The following is a 15,094-nucleotide window of genomic DNA, read 5'->3' on the forward strand; positions in this document are numbered from 1 at the left end:
TATATGTGTCCTTCGATAAAGAATTCATTAATTCTTGCATTATTATTACTTTTTCTTTCAGTTGCTTCCGTTTCAAATGTTTCGGCGGCCAAAATCGTTCTCGACACCGAATACCATCATCTAGGTGATGATTTTAAAGAAGAATTGAATCCGGATGATCCGGAAGGGCTGATTTACACCGCAGATTTTACCCTGGACCCTTCAGTGGACATAGAAAGTGCGGAATTCACATTGACAGGCAGAAGCATTGTTCCGGGACCTGCGGATGAATTTTCAGATAAAGTAAATCTCAATGGGATAGAAATAGGATCCCTTAATGATTATATTCCGGCAGAAGTTACGGATTCTGCTGCAGTGAATATTACAATTCCGGTTCATCCTTCTCTTTTCAATCCAGGAAATAATACCCTGAAAATCAGTGCAGGAAGTGATGCTAATGGCAGTAACTACGATGACTTCGAGTTTTATAACGTTTCACTTCATCTAAGTGAAGCTGAACCTGTAACCCTGGAACCGCCTTTGAAAGTTGCCTGGACCTATGAACTACCCTGGGAGCTTGGGTATGAGATACCTCCAGAGGTAACACTTGCTGCGGACGGTGTCCTCTACCTTTCTAGAGAGGACTTTGGAAAGACTATTATTATAGCATTGAGTGCGGAAACAGGTGACTTACTTTGGAGTAAAGAATGGGATGATGGACAGAGTGTTAGTCTGGGGTATAAGGACGGAGTTTTGTTTGCCGGACACTCTTCAAATATTGATGCACTGGACGCAAAAACAGGAAAACTATTGTGGAAGAAAGAATATCAGAGTTCCACGTGGGGAAACCCCGTTATTTTTGGAAATACGTTGTTTGTCAGCACACCTTATGACAGATATGTGGCTGCTATTGATGTGGAAAACGGGGCTTTGAAGTGGAAGTATGAATTCAACAGAACCGACTTTGGAGCTGAAGGAAGTAATTATTACAGCTTGTCAGGGCCTCTGGTGAATGGAAATTTGGTGATATTCAGATACTATGCTTCTCATTCCATCTATACTGAACCCATCGAAATACCTGAAGATCCAGAGTTAGAACCGGAACTGGAAAAGCCCATAGTAAAAGAAGGTTTAATTGCACTCAATGCACATACTGGAGAGGTAATCTGGGAATATATATATCCGGGCGAGGTTTTATATTTCGAACCTTTCCTTTACAGAGACCTGGTTTATACTACTCTGAGTGAAAGAGATATTATCGCATTATCTGTTGAATCCGGAGAGGAAGTCTGGAAAACACATAACGGTAAATGGTCAAATGTTGTTGCAGCAATAAATGGCAAATTATTTGTTGATTTTCCAAATCCCGGTATCTTACAGGCAGAAACTGGCGAAATCTTGAATGAGTATCCCGGTTCAAAAATGAGTTTTGCTTCATCTGTTATCAGTAATAAATTTATATTCAACTGACCGGAACAATATATATATTTTTAATTCCAGTACCGGAGAAACCATATGGAGCAGTAGCAAAATAAAAGGATATGATGTGTCGAAGCCCGTACTTCACAAAGGCAAATTATATCTGATTTCAACAGAGGGGACGCTGTATGCATTTGAGCATGGGGAAGAAGGTATGTTCTTTACAAAGGGCCTGGAGAGTTCTGCATTATATTATTTCCCCCAAATTGCCATCGCTTTAATGTTAGTTCTACTGATAATACTTCTGAACAAAGTAAAAAATAGGGCCCTTGTCTTTGGTTCCTGGCTGATAGCTCTAACAGGAGTTATTTTTCTATCTCTAAAAGCCTTAGAACCTTATAACGCAGGGTTTGTATTCGGTTTCATGGCTGCTCTGGGCTTCATGACTATGTTTGTAATCCTTATGACCGGCATTGCGTTTCTTGTTTACGGAGTTCGGAAGAGAAAGAAGTAAAAAGAAAAATGGAAAAAGTATAGAACCGGAAAACAAAAATGAAGTTGCTACTGATATTGAACAATGCTAGAGTGTTTCTCTAAAACCATGGAAATTGAAATTGAAAACCTGTCATAAGCATAAGGATAGAAAAAATCTGGCTTTCCATAGTTATAATATCCAGATCGAATTTTCTAGGAGTTTGTCCTGGAATACAGAGGCAGATTTATCAATTACATTTTTTAGCCGAAGAAAATATTATATATTAGTTAGCCTAACTAAATACATTGATTTTCATTTATGGAGAGCAAAAATGGAAATTTCCAAACTTCTTGAAAAAATGGACCGTTGTTATCAAAAAAATTTAAAAGAATATGAATTCTCAGAGGAATACAGTGATATCACCTACAATATCTTCCTCTACCTCAGGAAAATTAATTCCCTAGGCAACCCCACGATCTCCGAACTGGCAAAGGCCATGGAGGTCAGCAAACCCTCTGCCAGCAACATGGTTTCTAAAATGGCGGAAAAAGATCTGCTGAAAACAAAGGCTTCCCCGGAGGATGGAAGGGTTTGTCTGCTTGAGCTAACCGCTAAAGGAAAAAAGGTAGTTGAGATCGAAAACTCGGCCGATATGAAATTCTTCGAAAAGATCCGGGAAATTCTGGACAAAGAAGAACTTGAAATTTTGGAGAGAATCTTTGAGAAAATCGCTGCCGGACTTGACGAGGAAAAAGTATGACAGATGAAAGGGAAATGAGGTCTGCAAGTATCGGAAAGCTTTTCCTTAAATTCGTTCTTCCGGCAACTATAGGGTTGATAGTTGCCGGAATCCAGGGAGTTATTGACGGTTTCTTTGTCGGGAACGCTGTGGGAAGCCAGGGGCTTGCAGGAATAACTCTTGCATTTCCTGCACTTTTAGCCATAATTGCTGTAGGACAGATGATCGGGATAGGGACTTCAAGCCTTGTAGCCCTGGCCCTTGGCAGAACTGATCGACAGAAAGCCATCAGACTAATACATAACGCTTTCCCTCTGCTCTTGCTTGCGGGAATAGGACTCACTGTCATCGGACTGGCCTTCTCGGATTCTTATCTCCGTTTTCTGGGAGCCTCTGGCCCGGTTTTTGACATGGCAAATAGTTATCTCAGAGTCCTATTTTCAGGGTCGGTACTTCTAACTATGTCCATTGCTCTCGAACCCCTAGTACGAAATGACGGGAAACCCAGACTTGCTATGATATGTGTGGTTGCAAGTGTTTTTGTAAATATGATTCTTGACTACCTCTTTGTCATGCGAATGGGAATGGGGGTTAAGGGAGCTGCCATAGCCACTGTTATTGCTTTTTCTCTTTCCGGAATTCTGCTCGCTCTGTATTTTTTCAGCAGATGGGCAGGACTGAGACTAAAACCCAGTTCCCTCTCTCTGGAATCGAGAATAATTATCAGAATTATGAAAGCAGGCTTTCCTTCCTTTGCAATGCAGTTTTCAACTTTCGTCCTGCTCATTGCGAACGAGTACATGCTGCTCAGTTACGGTTCGGAACTCGCAGTTTCAGGCTATGGAATTATAGGTTACGTTTTCTCGATTTTCTCCTTGATTTTTGAAGGAATAGCAGTTGGCACCCAGCCAATCATCGGTTTTAATTATGGAGCCCGTTGTTATTCCCGAGTTGCAGGGACCTTAAAGATAGCTGTTATTTCTTGCTTCGTGACCGGATTGATTGGTTTCATGCTTCTTTCCATGTATCCGGAACAGTTTATCCTTATCTTCAACCGCGACAGCCCAGAACTCATGGAAATTACTCTTAACGGCATGAAGATTTTCGTGTTTGCCCTCCTTACTCATGGGATAGTTATGCTGGGTTCAGTATATTTCCAGTCGATAAACAAAATCAGATACTCTCTATTCATCCAGTTAGGAACAGTTTTTTTCTTCCTCCTTCCCCTGCTCTGGATTTTACCTTCCTTACTTGACCTTAACGGAGTCTGGCTTGCAACCCCGGCTGCAGAATTCCTGATGTCCCTGGTCGTAATAGGCTTGCTCTGGAAAGAGTTCGGTTTTCTCAAGAATGGAGTAACTGTAAGTGAGAAACGCCACTTCCCTGCTTCTGACATTATATTAACTTCCAATGAGGATTAAACGGAGATTCATGCCTCCTGAGAACATTGCCGTTGAGCTTCCTGTATATGGAGCTTAAGACCATGGTGTTAAGGAGGCAAAAATCTCACCATTTTTTCCAAGGTCAATCATAACCTTCGATTCCCATTGAAAAAATCGATAGCCTTCAGGGGAAAAATTTTTTCATTTGTATTTAGTTAAAGAAACTTCTAATGTTCAAATGACTACTGCAATCATCTATTCATCTAGATTCACATTCAGAGGCTTACGAAAACAGCAACGAAAATAACACATTTCTGATGGATTGTATCTTAACCAAATACAAATGAAGAAAGTTATATTATCTCCTTAAAAGAGTAAAACTGTATTATGAAAACTTTAAACGATGACATTAAAATCGCTTTTTCGTTACAATCAAGTCCTGGAGTTTATGCATTACTTTTAGGTTCCGGAACCTCAAGAAGCGCAGGGATTCCAACTGGCTGGGAAGTTGTAGTTGACCTGATTGAGAAGGTAGCGTTAATAGAAGGAGAATCTTCACTCACAAATCCTGAAAAATGGTATATAGAAAAGTATGACGAATCTCCAGACTATGCGAAACTCTTGGATATACTTACCAACACACCAGCCGAAAGGACAAGTTTATTACGTCAATACTTTGAGCCTGATGAACATGATCTAGAAGAAGGACTTAAAGTTCCAACTCAAGCTCACAGATCTATAGCAAAACTTGTCAAGTATGGATATATACGCATGATTCTGACGACTAATTTTGACAGGTTACTTGAAAAAGCTATAGAAGGAGAAGGGATTACACCTGTTGTCATAAGCACAGATGATTCAATGAAGGGCGCGATGCCTTATATCCATAACCAATGCACAATTATAAAGTTGCATGGAGATTATATGGATACAAGAATAAAGAATACTCCTGAAGAACTAGCAAATTATTCCGAAGCACTCAATAAACAGCTTGACCGAATTTTTGATGAGTTTGGTCTTATTATCTGTGGTTGGTCAGCTGACTGGGATAATGCTTTAAGAAATGCACTTTATAGGCGTGAGAATAGACGCTTTTCTATTTATTGGACTGCAAGAGGGCAATTGGGTGATGAAGCTACAAGATTAGTTACCCATCTAAAAGCAGAAAAGATTTCAATTAAAGGAGCGGATGAATTTTTCAGCACACTTTCCGACAATGTAGAGGCGTTAACGGATTTCGGAGCATCTCATCCTTTATCTACCGATTTGGCTGTCGCTAAAGTCAAAAAATACTTGTCGGAAGAAAAATATTCAATAAAACTTCATGACTTGGTGATAAAAGAGCTTGACCGAGTTTGCTTAGAACTTTCATCGGATCGTTTTGAAACTAGACCACAATCCGAAATAACTCCTGAATTATATATAAAAAGAATTCATGAATATGAAGAATTGACGAGTACACTGATAAAAATCTCAACAACAGTGGTATATTTTGATAACGGTAGATGTTCCAGTTTGATTAAGCGAATAATTGAAAGAATCATGCAAACTCAAAAATTTGTAGGATCTAGCTATTTGATTAATCTTCAGCGATATCCTGTATTTTTGTTATTCAACTCTATTGGTTTGATTTCTATAGACTCAGATAATTATAATACATTAGCAACGGTTTTGTTAAAAACTCGCTATTATGGCTATAGTTCTCACTATGATGAAAAGAAATCAACTTTGATAGATGAGTTTTATACTTCACAAATTTTAGAAGAGTTTAAAAAAACTGAGCTCTCACAACCAGAGAATTACATTGTAAAAACCATTAAAAGCTATGTTATGGAATACTTACCAGATGATAAAAAGTATGAAGATACTTTTGATATTTTTGAGTATTTAATAAATTTAATGTACATAGATTCAAAATATAAGGCTCCATTATCGGAGAAAATATGTGCTGAAGGATATCGATTAGCAAAAAAATATTATAACTCTTTTTATAATGATACCTACATTCGGCAGCAAGCACATTCCAACATCTAAATATTCTTAATTGTTATTTTTTGTAGGTTAAGTTAAAAAACAGCATCTTGCGGATTATCTATCTAGCATGATTTGTCTTTTATCTCATATATTATAAATATATATTAATTATGTTATGGTTAACATTTAGTAATTTTTGATTTAAATTAAATATCAAAAGTTCTAAAAAAAACGATATCAATAGAAAAATTGAATGGATTTTTATGTCGACCTGCCGAAAGCAGGATGATAGGAAACCTGAATTCATTTACGATTTTATTCAGGAAGGCTTAAAGGAAGGAAAAGAGTGGTCTCTATTAAAAGCTGGATTCTTTGACGGTTCACCTGGAAGGTTGGAAGATTGTTTTAATGCATATAAGAAATACCTTGAGGACTGGGGTCGTTCTATATATTGATTATAGCTTGTATCGGTAAACGTGTTGTAAGATTTTTCAATATATCAACTTTCAAAACAGTGGATTATTGTTCGCCATTTCCAAAGATACACAAGAAACAGAAAAATCTAAAGAAAGAGTGTCGAGCCTGCTTAAGAAGCTGAAAAATAAGAAGAATGAATGATAAGTAGTTGGGTGGGAGCTAAAACCCGTCCAAGCTTGAGGTATAGGAGATCCCAGTTCATTGGGTCCATGCAATATTATTAGTTTTTTAATGTTTAAATTTTATTAACCGGTTTTATGACAATCTTTTGCCTGAGCTATATATTTATTAATTTTCAATTGTGGGATTAATATTTAACTTTATATAAATATAAAATCAAAATGGAAAGTTTTTTAAAATAGTATCTTTTTTAACATAGAAAAATAGTATTAAAGATGAAACTGAGATCTTAAAAGCCTTATTAGTCCAGATTAAGCATACAACCACAGTAAATCAACAATTTAGGGAATAATAAAAACTCATAATACCAGTAATATGCTTATTCGATAAAAATTGCATCTATAAAATACAAGTAATTGGAGTATCAAAAGTTCATTATCTAGTAATAAAGAAGAAGTTTTAGATTGTAGGAGCTAAGAATATGGGTGACCGAGATTGGGGACGTTGGCAAGTCATACTTGGTAGTTGGCAGGTTGTACTAGCTATTATCGCTATAGGTCTCACTTTAATTGGTTTAGTATTTCAACTTACACCAGAAACACCGAAAACAGGTAGTATCTCAGTTTCTTCTTCTCCTGTTGGTGCCAGTGTTTATCTTGATGGTAATTATAAAGGTGAAGTTCCACAGTTTTTAAATGATATTGAACAGGGTACGCATTCAATCACTTTAAAACTTGAAGGATATGATGATTGGTATGAGGATATAAGTGTTGATGCTGATAAAACTGTTTCAGTATCACCTACTTTAACACCAACAGAGTCATCAAAAGATACATCAGACACATCAAAAGATACATCAGACACATCAAAAGATACATCAGCGAATTCTGCCTTTATCTCAGATTCGGAGAACGTAAAAATTCCTACTTCAGTCGATATTTCGCCATATTTGGAATGGAGTTTTACTACATCTGATTCTGCCTCTTATATAACTGTCCCTGAAGGATATAGTTATGTTACCGTGACCATACATATAAAAAATGATGGGAATGTACCAATAAGCACCGATGAGTCATGCTGGAAATTCATCTCTAACGGAGACACTTATGATTATTGTGAGGAGGATATATCAATAGCCCTTCATAGGAATTATGAAATGCTTGAGGTCAACCCTGGAGAAGAAACCACCTTCAAAATACCTTACCTTGTTGAAGGCGAACCAACGACTGCATCTCTATCGTATATCAATCCGTATACTGACATTTGATAAGATTGAAGAAATTAGAAGATTAAGGAAAACATAAGAGCTCTGGGGTTTAATTCCATCTCCTCTTCAAATATCAAGCTTTCTTAGAAAAATACTATTTTCTATAGTTCAACAACCCAACATTTCTTCAAATAACGGAGTTTCACCTTACCTCAATGTTTTGCTACCTCAAGAATACGCTGACACTACCTCCAGCGACCAAGATCAAAATTAGGACACCTATAACTTATGGCGTCACAATATGTTTTATCCCGTGACTGAGACTTGTTTTGAGTTCTTAACTCATCTGTAACGGATCTACCTTCATATACTCCCGCAGCATAGTTGTTGCGTAACTTCCCTTCGGTAACATGAATTCAAGCACGGCTTTTGACTTTCCCGGATTCAGTTCATCTTCTCCAATCTCAAATTTCGGTTCAACCTGCAGAAGAACTTCTCTACGGATGCCTTTCGAACTCATTTCAGGAACTTTTTCTATATTGAAACCCTGTAGAGGGACTTTGAATTCCTCGATAACTGCCTGTTCGATCTCTCCCGGAATACCTGACGCAAATTCCGTAATATAGCCCGGAAGTGGAGCGGTTATGAAGGCTCTATTTCTTTTAATCAGGCGGTTCATGGGAGTTACGGTTTCCGATGTGACCTGTTCGGTTTTTGAAGAATCAGGCAGTCCAAACTCATTCTTAAAACAGACAATGTCTCCTTCTACCGCTTCATTTAAGGGAAGACCTTTTTCGATTCGCTTGCACAGGATTGTGTTATAAATATAGGACTGGTAGCCGTGCACAAACATCCTGTAGAGATTTTTCGGGAGAACGAGAAAAGCACCTGCAAAATCATCTGGATTGGCTATTAGGTGGTTCATCATTGCTCTTTCATGCCCAAGGTGAAGAGGGTAGATTTTCAGGCCTTCTTTAAAATCGCGTGTTTCTTTGACGAACTGGCGGGCTTCCTTTGTTTCATCAGGTTCATCAGGGAATGGTTCGGCAATGTATAACAGAGCAGCTTTTTCAAAATCTCCCTCAACAATTGCTTTTCCTACCAGATGCGTAACAGGACGTACAGAGCCGAAGCGCTGGATCCCGAAGAAGTTCGGGACTCCACCCTGAGCCAGAATTTCGTTTGTTGTCTTTTCGAGTAATTTGTGTGTCTCCTCACTCGAGTGGGTTATATTTCGGATAGTAATTCTGAAATTGTTTCCCCACAGGTCTCCGAGTTCAACGGATTTTCGTGAGCGACCAAGGACTTTCAGCTCTATGTCTTTTAAGTGGATTTTCTCAATTTCCTGGGCATCGATATCAAAAATGCTAATTTTCTGAGTGGTAAGTGCACGTTTGTCCTTTGTACCTGCAACGCTAATTCTCTTCTGGCTTATCTGAAGGATTTTTGCAAGAGTTCGGGTAAAATGATGTGTGTCCCAGTCGCGCTTTACTAGCTCAAGAATCAGATATTTTCCTTCCTGTTCTTCCTCTCTATTCGTAATTTCTCTAACAATAAAATCCTCTACTTCCTGCCGAAGCTGCCCTCCAAGGCCGTCAGTATCTGTGGAGTAAAGATCTATTCCGATTTGTTTTTCAATTTTCGGCACTTCCATGGGTTAAAAACACTCCTCTATTACGTATTTTGTGAAAATTATAAAGGCCATCTGGGATTAATATCAATAGCTTTTACTTCGTTCGTGCTTACAAAGGTCCAGCTTCTATATGTTTCGTTTCCTCCAGTGACCTTAACTTCCGCCTGGGCCGTTTTCCCTGGAAGCCCGCCTGCATAAAGGCTCGAGGTCGGGTCAAGCATCAACCAGGAACCGTATTCATCGGTCAGGTAATTCACATCAACGTTTCCGTAATAAGCCCGTACACCCTCAACTGCAGCATTTGTCGCATCGGTCCCATTGCCTATATATACCGCTGCAAAAGCATGGGTATTGGTCAGGTAGACCCGGGTTGTGCCCCCTACGGCCTCAAGCATGGATGAAAGGAGAATTGCCTGGTCTTCACAGTCTCCGGCTCCTATTTTCAGGGTAACATTGGCTGGTTCCCATATGTCATTACCTCTTGGGTCACTTACGTATTCTACCTTCTCTTTTACCATGTCAAAAAGGGCACAGACCTGATAGATATTATATGCTCCCGGATATGTGCGAGCCACCTGGGCTGCCTTGCCCCTTATATCAGGTTCGGCTGGCTCCACAAGGTGGTTTATAGTATCAAAGTAAGGTGAAGGATTGTATCGGTACACTGGACTCAATTTTTCTGACATTGGCTTAAGATTTACAGTAAAGTTTTTCAGAGGATAGGGGCCATAGTCATGCCATTTTCCTTCCGAAGTCGAGGCAAGCAACCAGAGGACAATACTGAAATTGGCTTTTTCTTCCTCAGGTATCTCAACTGCAATTACTCCGAGGTTCTGCTCTTGACCTGGATCGATTAAAAATCCACGTTCTTCGGAATAAATCCGGCTTTCGGAAGCATTAACCGAAACCCCGTACCTTTCTATAAAAATTGGATTTCGACCTTGGTTTTTAATGCTGATTCTAACATAGCCAGTTCCTCCCTGGAAAAAATCTGAGGTCTGGTAGTTGCTGCTCAGGGAGAAACCAGGCTGCAAAGGGGTTCTCAGAATGGGAGTGAGTTCGCTTTTTTTAGGAGAGTATGTTGGGATTGCCGGGAAAGTAAATAAAGCCGGTTGAGGTGTAAAAGCACTCTCCTGGCTTCCAGAATCCAGTCCTGAGGCTATATAACCTGTTACCTCTTCTCTTAAATTCTCAATCGAATCAGAAGACAACACCCCTGTGAGTGCAACGAACACAAAGAACACAAATAAAATAGCAATTGTTGAGGCTGCCTTTTTTTCTCTTGAAACCCTTGAACCCCTCATGATCTCCTCCTGAATCGAACACAGGCAGGCCTTCTATCCGAATTGGAAGAGCTATCACATTGATAGCTTCGGCTCAGTTTGATTTTAGTACCGTTTTCCCAAATCTGGCTTTCAGGTTCTTGATACTTAAACAAGTTTAAGGTCCCGCGTAACTTTATCTATAAGCTCTTCTTTTGCCGGCCCTATTCCAAGGACTGTAACCGTTCCCGGCGGAATTTCCGTAAGTCCTGCATCCTGTATCAGAGCTGTAGGCAGCCCTTCCCTTCTTGCTTTTTCCTTAAGTTCATACAGGTCCTTAAGGGCAGGTACTTTAAGGACAATTTTTTTCTGCCCGCCTTCCTTCCATTTTTCAAGGTCACTTTTGCTTGCCCATTCGGAAGCAGAAATGGCAGCATGAGCTACCTGTACTGCAAACTTGCCTTTGGAAAGTTTCAGGTCCTCCCGGGTAACTATACACTGTTTATATTCACTCATCTTTTGCCTCGGGTTTATTGAAGGTCCGTCTGTTTCTTAAATGTTTTCGATGGGGGTATCAGGACCGGTTTATATCCCGGTCTTCATGCTTATTTTTGATCATCTGTAGTATGATCGACCTGGACCCGGAGTGTTAACTCAAAAAGTTTCTAAAAATCTACGAAATTCAAATCGATATATTGCTGATATTATGAACGACATCATTTATAACTATTTCATAAAGTTTTTTCAATGTATTCTAGAATATATTCCGCAGGATTTATCCCCCATGCATCAAAAATACCTTTTCCTGACGGTGTTCCATTGACTTCAAGAACTTTAGGGTTTCCCTCAGTTCGGTTGGAATAAACATCAATTTCTTTATTAAGATTATCCTCGGTCAGCCCTTCACCAAGATTATCATCAGTTAGCCCTTCTATGATATCAACACCAGCAAAAGTCGTGCTCACTGCCAAGGCAGCCTTCTCAGCAATTTCTTTTTGTTTTTCCGTGAGCACACACCGATCTGCACTTCCTCCCTGGCTCAGGTTGTTGACCCAGGAGCCAGATGCCGCTTTACGGTAAATTGCTCCAATAGCCGTACCGTCAACAATAAAAGCTCTGATATCTCTTCCTGAATTCTCTATGAACTCCTGGATATACAGCATACCTCTTTCTTGAAGTAACTGTTTGAGAACTGATTCCAGGTATAAGGATTCCATTTTTCTATCCGAAAATTGGACTTCGCCATTCCTTACTCTTGCAATATCCTTTCCTTTATATCCAAAAACAGGCTTAATGACAGCATCTCCGAATCCTGATATTACCTTCAGGGCTGCTTCCATATCCTGTACAGCTACGGTTTTGGGTACTGGCAGTCCTGCTTTTGCCAGAAGATAAGAAGCATGGTATTTATTTGCGGCATTCCGGATAGCTTCAGGGGAATTGACAACAGGGATTCCTTCGTCTTCCAGTTCACGCAGGATATCAAACCTGAAAGACACACCTTCGAAAGCTCCTGCACCAGCATCCCTTACAATTATCGCGTCAAGATCGGAGAGTTTTAGATCTCCCACTTTGAAGACCACGTTTGATTCTTCAGCTCTCGGGCCCCACGCTGCCGAGTTTACGCTGACCTCCACAGCCTTGAAATCCAGAACAAAAGGAGAAAAACCTTTTTTTCTCGCTGCGTCGGTAAGCGCCCTGGCTGTCCAGTCTTCCGGGTCAGTGATGACAATTCCTATTTTTTTCATAGACCCTCATCGAGAGAATAAAAGATCAAGTTTACGATACAGGAATGAATGATATATAAAATATATTATATAATATAATTTACATTTAAAGTATATATAAAATGCTTTACATATAAAATATCTTACGTTTAAAATATAATATTTTAAAAATATGTTATCTCTAAATTATGTTATCTAAACTTGTTTTCTATTTTCCTTCTATCAGGTCTGCTCAGGAAGGGCCTCAAGCCCCTGTTTTTTTCGGTATTCATTTATTGCGCTGTGGATTGCTTCCCTTGAAAGAACCGAACACTCTAGCTTTCCTGGAGGTAGGCCTTCGAGAGCCTCAGCGACAGCCTCGTTTGTAAGTTCCCAGGCTTCCTTTAGGGTTTTGCCTTTTATCAGTTCGGTTGCCATGCTGCTGGACGCAATTGCTGCTGCGCACCCGAAAGTCTTAAATTTCGCATCTTCAACTCGATCGTCCCGAATTTTCAGGAAAATCTTCATGTGGTCTCCATGTGGATTTCCTGCTTCTCCTATTCCGTCAGCGTCCTCAATTTCGCCTACGTTTCTCGGGTTCATGAAATGATCCATTACTTTTTTATTGTACACAAAACTCCCCCTGTTTTCACATTCCCACCCTGTTTTCACATTCCTACCCTGTTTTCACATTCCTATACACTTTCGATTCATTTCTTACAGGCATTTTCGGATTTATAGAAAGGAGACATAGCCCTGAGCTTTTCAACGGTCTCAGGCAAGACATCAAGTACATAATCAATGTCTTCTTCAGAATTATCGTCCCCAAGGGTCAGTCGAAGGGAACCCTGAGCTATTTCCGGAGTCAGCCCTATTGCCCTGAGCACATGCGAGGGATCAGGAGAACCTGAAGAACATGCACTTCCCGTGGAACTGCAGATCCCCATCTCGTCAAGCATGAGAAGCAGAGATTCACCTTCTATGTATTCAAAACTGAAATTCAGGTTGTCAGAAAGGCGCTTTTCCGGGTGTCCGTTAAGCCTGCAGTCCGGAATTTTCAGGACTCCTGCAAGGAGACGGTCTCTCAGTCTCTTCATTTTCTCATTATGCCTCTCAAGATTTCCTGCTGCAAGTTCTATTGCTTTTCCCAATCCTACAATACCTGCGACATTCTCGGTTCCTGCTCGCTTTTTGCGTTCCTGGCCACCCCCGTGCATATAATTGTCGATTTCTGTTCCTTCTCGCAGATAGAGAGCTCCTATTCCTTTGGGTCCATAGAACTTATGAGAAGAAAGGGAAAACATGTCAACATTCCTTTCTTTCTTTTCCATCTCAATGGGGATTTTACCAATTACCTGAACGGCATCGGTATGGAAGGGAATCTCATATTCTCTTGCAATCTCACCTATCGCATGAACAGGTTCTATTGTCCCGATCTCATTATTTGCATACATCACCGAGATCAGGATAGTATCATCTCTAATTGCAGCCTCAACCTCTGCAGGGTCTACAAGCCCATAACTGTCTACAGGCACGTAAGTCACATCAAAACCCAGGGTCTCCATGTACTTACAGGGATAGAGCACTGCATGATGTTCAATTGGTGTGGTAATGATATGTTTTCCTTTCTTTCTCCTGGCAAAAGCCGTTCCCTTGATAGCCCAGTTATCGGACTCGGTTCCTCCGGAGGTAAAATATATTTCCTCAGGATTAGCTCCCAGAGCCTTTGCAAGTTGCTCACGGGCAGTTTCTACTGCCTCTTTACTTTCTCTCCCTACTGAATACAGGGAAGAAGGGTTTCCAAAATGTTCTTTCAAAAAAGGCAGCATAGCTTCAACCACTTCAGGTTTTGTGGAGGTAGTGGCTGCGTGGTCCATGTAAACAAAGCGCTTTTCTCCCATTAGAACCCCGTTATTAAGATAGGGATTTACGCAATATGAATTTATTGTACAACTGGACTTTATGGAGTTCTTCCTCGCAAAGCTTTCAAAACGGTTTCATAAAAGAGAATCTGAATAATCTGAATAATAGAGATGATATGAATAATAGAGATGATATGAATAATAGAGATGATATGAATATAGGGATTATCACGGCTTGCTGTGAAGACCGGTAGGACGTAGCTATGAGCCAAATCACTGCAGTTAGCAGACTTGCAAATAACCCTGTTTTTGCTATATTTCTTTCTTTTTAAACAAAAAATTATATATACGAGTTTTGTAGTCCCCTTCCAATAAGGGAGGGAAAAACAACTTTGCTAAAACAATTCTCAATTATTCTGAGCATTTATTTCCTGGGCGAACTGATACAAAAAGCTTTAGGGCTGCCAGTTCCGGGCAATGTCCTGGGAATGCTCATTCTTTTTTTTAGCCTGTATACAGGCGTAATTAAACTCAATATGATAGACAAAATGAGTGACTTTTTGCTAGAGAATATGGCTTTTTTCTTTCTTCCCGCAGGCGCTAGCCTTATAACCTGTTTTGCCCTGCTTGAAGGAAAATTAACTGCTATTCTTGCAGTTTCCCTTATTTCTACTCTTATAATACTGGCTGTAACAGGGCTTACTGTGGAACTTGTTCAAAGGTTCCTGGGGAAAAAATCATCAAAAGAAGCTCGATACATAGAAAACAAAGACAATAAAGATGGCTCTTCGTCATTTCAGATGGGTAGTTTGAAATCTAACTTTCCTAATTTTATATACATTATTTTAAAAAAATACTG

General features: G+C 39.7%; 14 protein-coding genes. 8 read left to right on the plus strand and 6 right to left on the minus strand.

Annotated features, from left to right (window positions below; translation table 11 throughout):
• The first annotated feature begins 3 nt into the window (after positions 1–3).
• The 7 genes from ASJ81_RS17285 (at position 4) to ASJ81_RS17310 (ending at position 7,832) form a co-directional block, all read left to right on the plus strand.
• Positions 4–1,449: a PQQ-binding-like beta-propeller repeat protein gene (locus ASJ81_RS17285; protein ID WP_245860250.1), complete on the plus strand. Its 1,446-nt coding sequence runs from the start codon at positions 4–6 to the stop codon at positions 1,447–1,449.
• A gap of 76 nt (positions 1,450–1,525) precedes the next feature.
• Positions 1,526–1,912, plus strand: coding sequence for a hypothetical protein (locus tag ASJ81_RS23915; protein ID WP_245860251.1), 387 nt, complete (start codon positions 1,526–1,528; stop codon positions 1,910–1,912).
• Between the two features lie 292 nt (positions 1,913–2,204).
• Positions 2,205–2,633 (plus strand): MarR family winged helix-turn-helix transcriptional regulator, encoded by a 429-nt coding sequence (locus ASJ81_RS17290; protein ID WP_095645430.1) that lies wholly within the window; start codon positions 2,205–2,207, stop codon positions 2,631–2,633.
• A complete protein-coding gene (locus ASJ81_RS17295) occupies positions 2,630–4,033 on the plus strand; it encodes an MATE family efflux transporter (RefSeq protein ID WP_095645431.1) in 1,404 nt (467 codons plus the stop codon). The genes ASJ81_RS17290 and ASJ81_RS17295 overlap by 4 nt, the downstream gene beginning before the upstream one ends.
• A gap of 348 nt (positions 4,034–4,381) precedes the next feature.
• Complete coding sequence (locus ASJ81_RS17300) at positions 4,382–6,028, plus strand: SIR2 family protein (protein ID WP_095645432.1); 1,647 nt, start codon at positions 4,382–4,384, stop codon at positions 6,026–6,028.
• Between the two features lie 203 nt (positions 6,029–6,231).
• Entirely contained in the window at positions 6,232–6,423 is a 192-nt protein-coding gene (locus ASJ81_RS17305; protein ID WP_095645433.1) for a hypothetical protein, read from the plus strand.
• A gap of 623 nt (positions 6,424–7,046) precedes the next feature.
• Entirely contained in the window at positions 7,047–7,832 is a 786-nt protein-coding gene (locus ASJ81_RS17310; RefSeq protein WP_095645434.1) for a PEGA domain-containing protein, read from the plus strand.
• Between the two features lie 277 nt (positions 7,833–8,109).
• Here ASJ81_RS17310 and truD read toward each other — a convergent pair whose 3' ends face one another.
• The 6 genes from truD to nifS form a co-directional block, all read right to left on the minus strand.
• Positions 8,110–9,426, minus strand: coding sequence for a tRNA pseudouridine(13) synthase TruD (gene truD / locus ASJ81_RS17315; protein ID WP_095645435.1), 1,317 nt, complete (start codon positions 9,424–9,426; stop codon positions 8,110–8,112).
• 38 nt (positions 9,427–9,464) lie between these two features.
• Positions 9,465–10,709 carry a transglutaminase-like domain-containing protein gene (locus ASJ81_RS17320; protein WP_095645436.1) on the minus strand — a complete coding sequence of 415 codons (1,245 nt, stop codon included), beginning with the start codon at positions 10,707–10,709 and terminating at the stop codon, positions 9,465–9,467.
• Between the two features lie 126 nt (positions 10,710–10,835).
• On the minus strand, positions 10,836–11,183 hold the full coding sequence (gene pth2, locus ASJ81_RS17325) for a peptidyl-tRNA hydrolase Pth2 (RefSeq protein ID WP_048105662.1): 348 nt from the start codon (positions 11,181–11,183) through the stop codon (positions 10,836–10,838).
• A gap of 215 nt (positions 11,184–11,398) precedes the next feature.
• On the minus strand, positions 11,399–12,415 hold the full coding sequence (gene mptN, locus ASJ81_RS17330; RefSeq protein WP_095645437.1) for a tetrahydromethanopterin:alpha-L-glutamate ligase: 1,017 nt from the start codon (positions 12,413–12,415) through the stop codon (positions 11,399–11,401).
• A 201-nt stretch (positions 12,416–12,616) separates the two neighbouring features.
• Positions 12,617–13,006: a Fe-S cluster assembly scaffold protein NifU gene (nifU, locus tag ASJ81_RS17335; RefSeq protein WP_095645441.1), complete on the minus strand. Its 390-nt coding sequence runs from the start codon at positions 13,004–13,006 to the stop codon at positions 12,617–12,619.
• A gap of 77 nt (positions 13,007–13,083) precedes the next feature.
• Entirely contained in the window at positions 13,084–14,274 is a 1,191-nt protein-coding gene (nifS, locus tag ASJ81_RS17340; protein ID WP_095645438.1) for a cysteine desulfurase NifS, read from the minus strand.
• A gap of 353 nt (positions 14,275–14,627) precedes the next feature.
• On the opposite strand from nifS, the gene ASJ81_RS17345 reads away from it, so the two are divergent.
• The coding region (locus ASJ81_RS17345; RefSeq protein ID WP_095645439.1) for a CidA/LrgA family protein at positions 14,628–15,094 on the plus strand (467 nt) is incomplete at its 3' end.

Origin of the sequence: Methanosarcina spelaei (assembly GCF_002287235.1) — an archaeon.
In the GTDB taxonomy this organism is placed as follows: domain Archaea; phylum Halobacteriota; class Methanosarcinia; order Methanosarcinales; family Methanosarcinaceae; genus Methanosarcina; species Methanosarcina spelaei.

Coding starts and splice junctions, on each gene's coding strand:
- ASJ81_RS17285 (WP_245860250.1), top strand. CDS start 4: ATGTGTCCTTCGATAAAGAATTCATTAATTCTTGCATTATTATTACTT.
- ASJ81_RS17290 (WP_095645430.1), top strand. CDS start 2,205: ATGGAAATTTCCAAACTTCTTGAAAAAATGGACCGTTGTTATCAAAAA.
- ASJ81_RS17295 (WP_095645431.1), top strand. CDS start 2,630: ATGACAGATGAAAGGGAAATGAGGTCTGCAAGTATCGGAAAGCTTTTC.
- ASJ81_RS17300 (WP_095645432.1), top strand. CDS start 4,382: ATGAAAACTTTAAACGATGACATTAAAATCGCTTTTTCGTTACAATCA.
- ASJ81_RS17305 (WP_095645433.1), top strand. CDS start 6,232: ATGTCGACCTGCCGAAAGCAGGATGATAGGAAACCTGAATTCATTTAC.
- ASJ81_RS17310 (WP_095645434.1), top strand. CDS start 7,047: ATGGGTGACCGAGATTGGGGACGTTGGCAAGTCATACTTGGTAGTTGG.
- truD (WP_095645435.1), bottom strand. CDS start 9,426: ATGGAAGTGCCGAAAATTGAAAAACAAATCGGAATAGATCTTTACTCC.
- ASJ81_RS17320 (WP_095645436.1), bottom strand. CDS start 10,709: ATGAGGGGTTCAAGGGTTTCAAGAGAAAAAAAGGCAGCCTCAACAATT.
- pth2 (WP_048105662.1), bottom strand. CDS start 11,183: ATGAGTGAATATAAACAGTGTATAGTTACCCGGGAGGACCTGAAACTT.
- mptN (WP_095645437.1), bottom strand. CDS start 12,415: ATGAAAAAAATAGGAATTGTCATCACTGACCCGGAAGACTGGACAGCC.
- nifS (WP_095645438.1), bottom strand. CDS start 14,274: ATGGGAGAAAAGCGCTTTGTTTACATGGACCACGCAGCCACTACCTCC.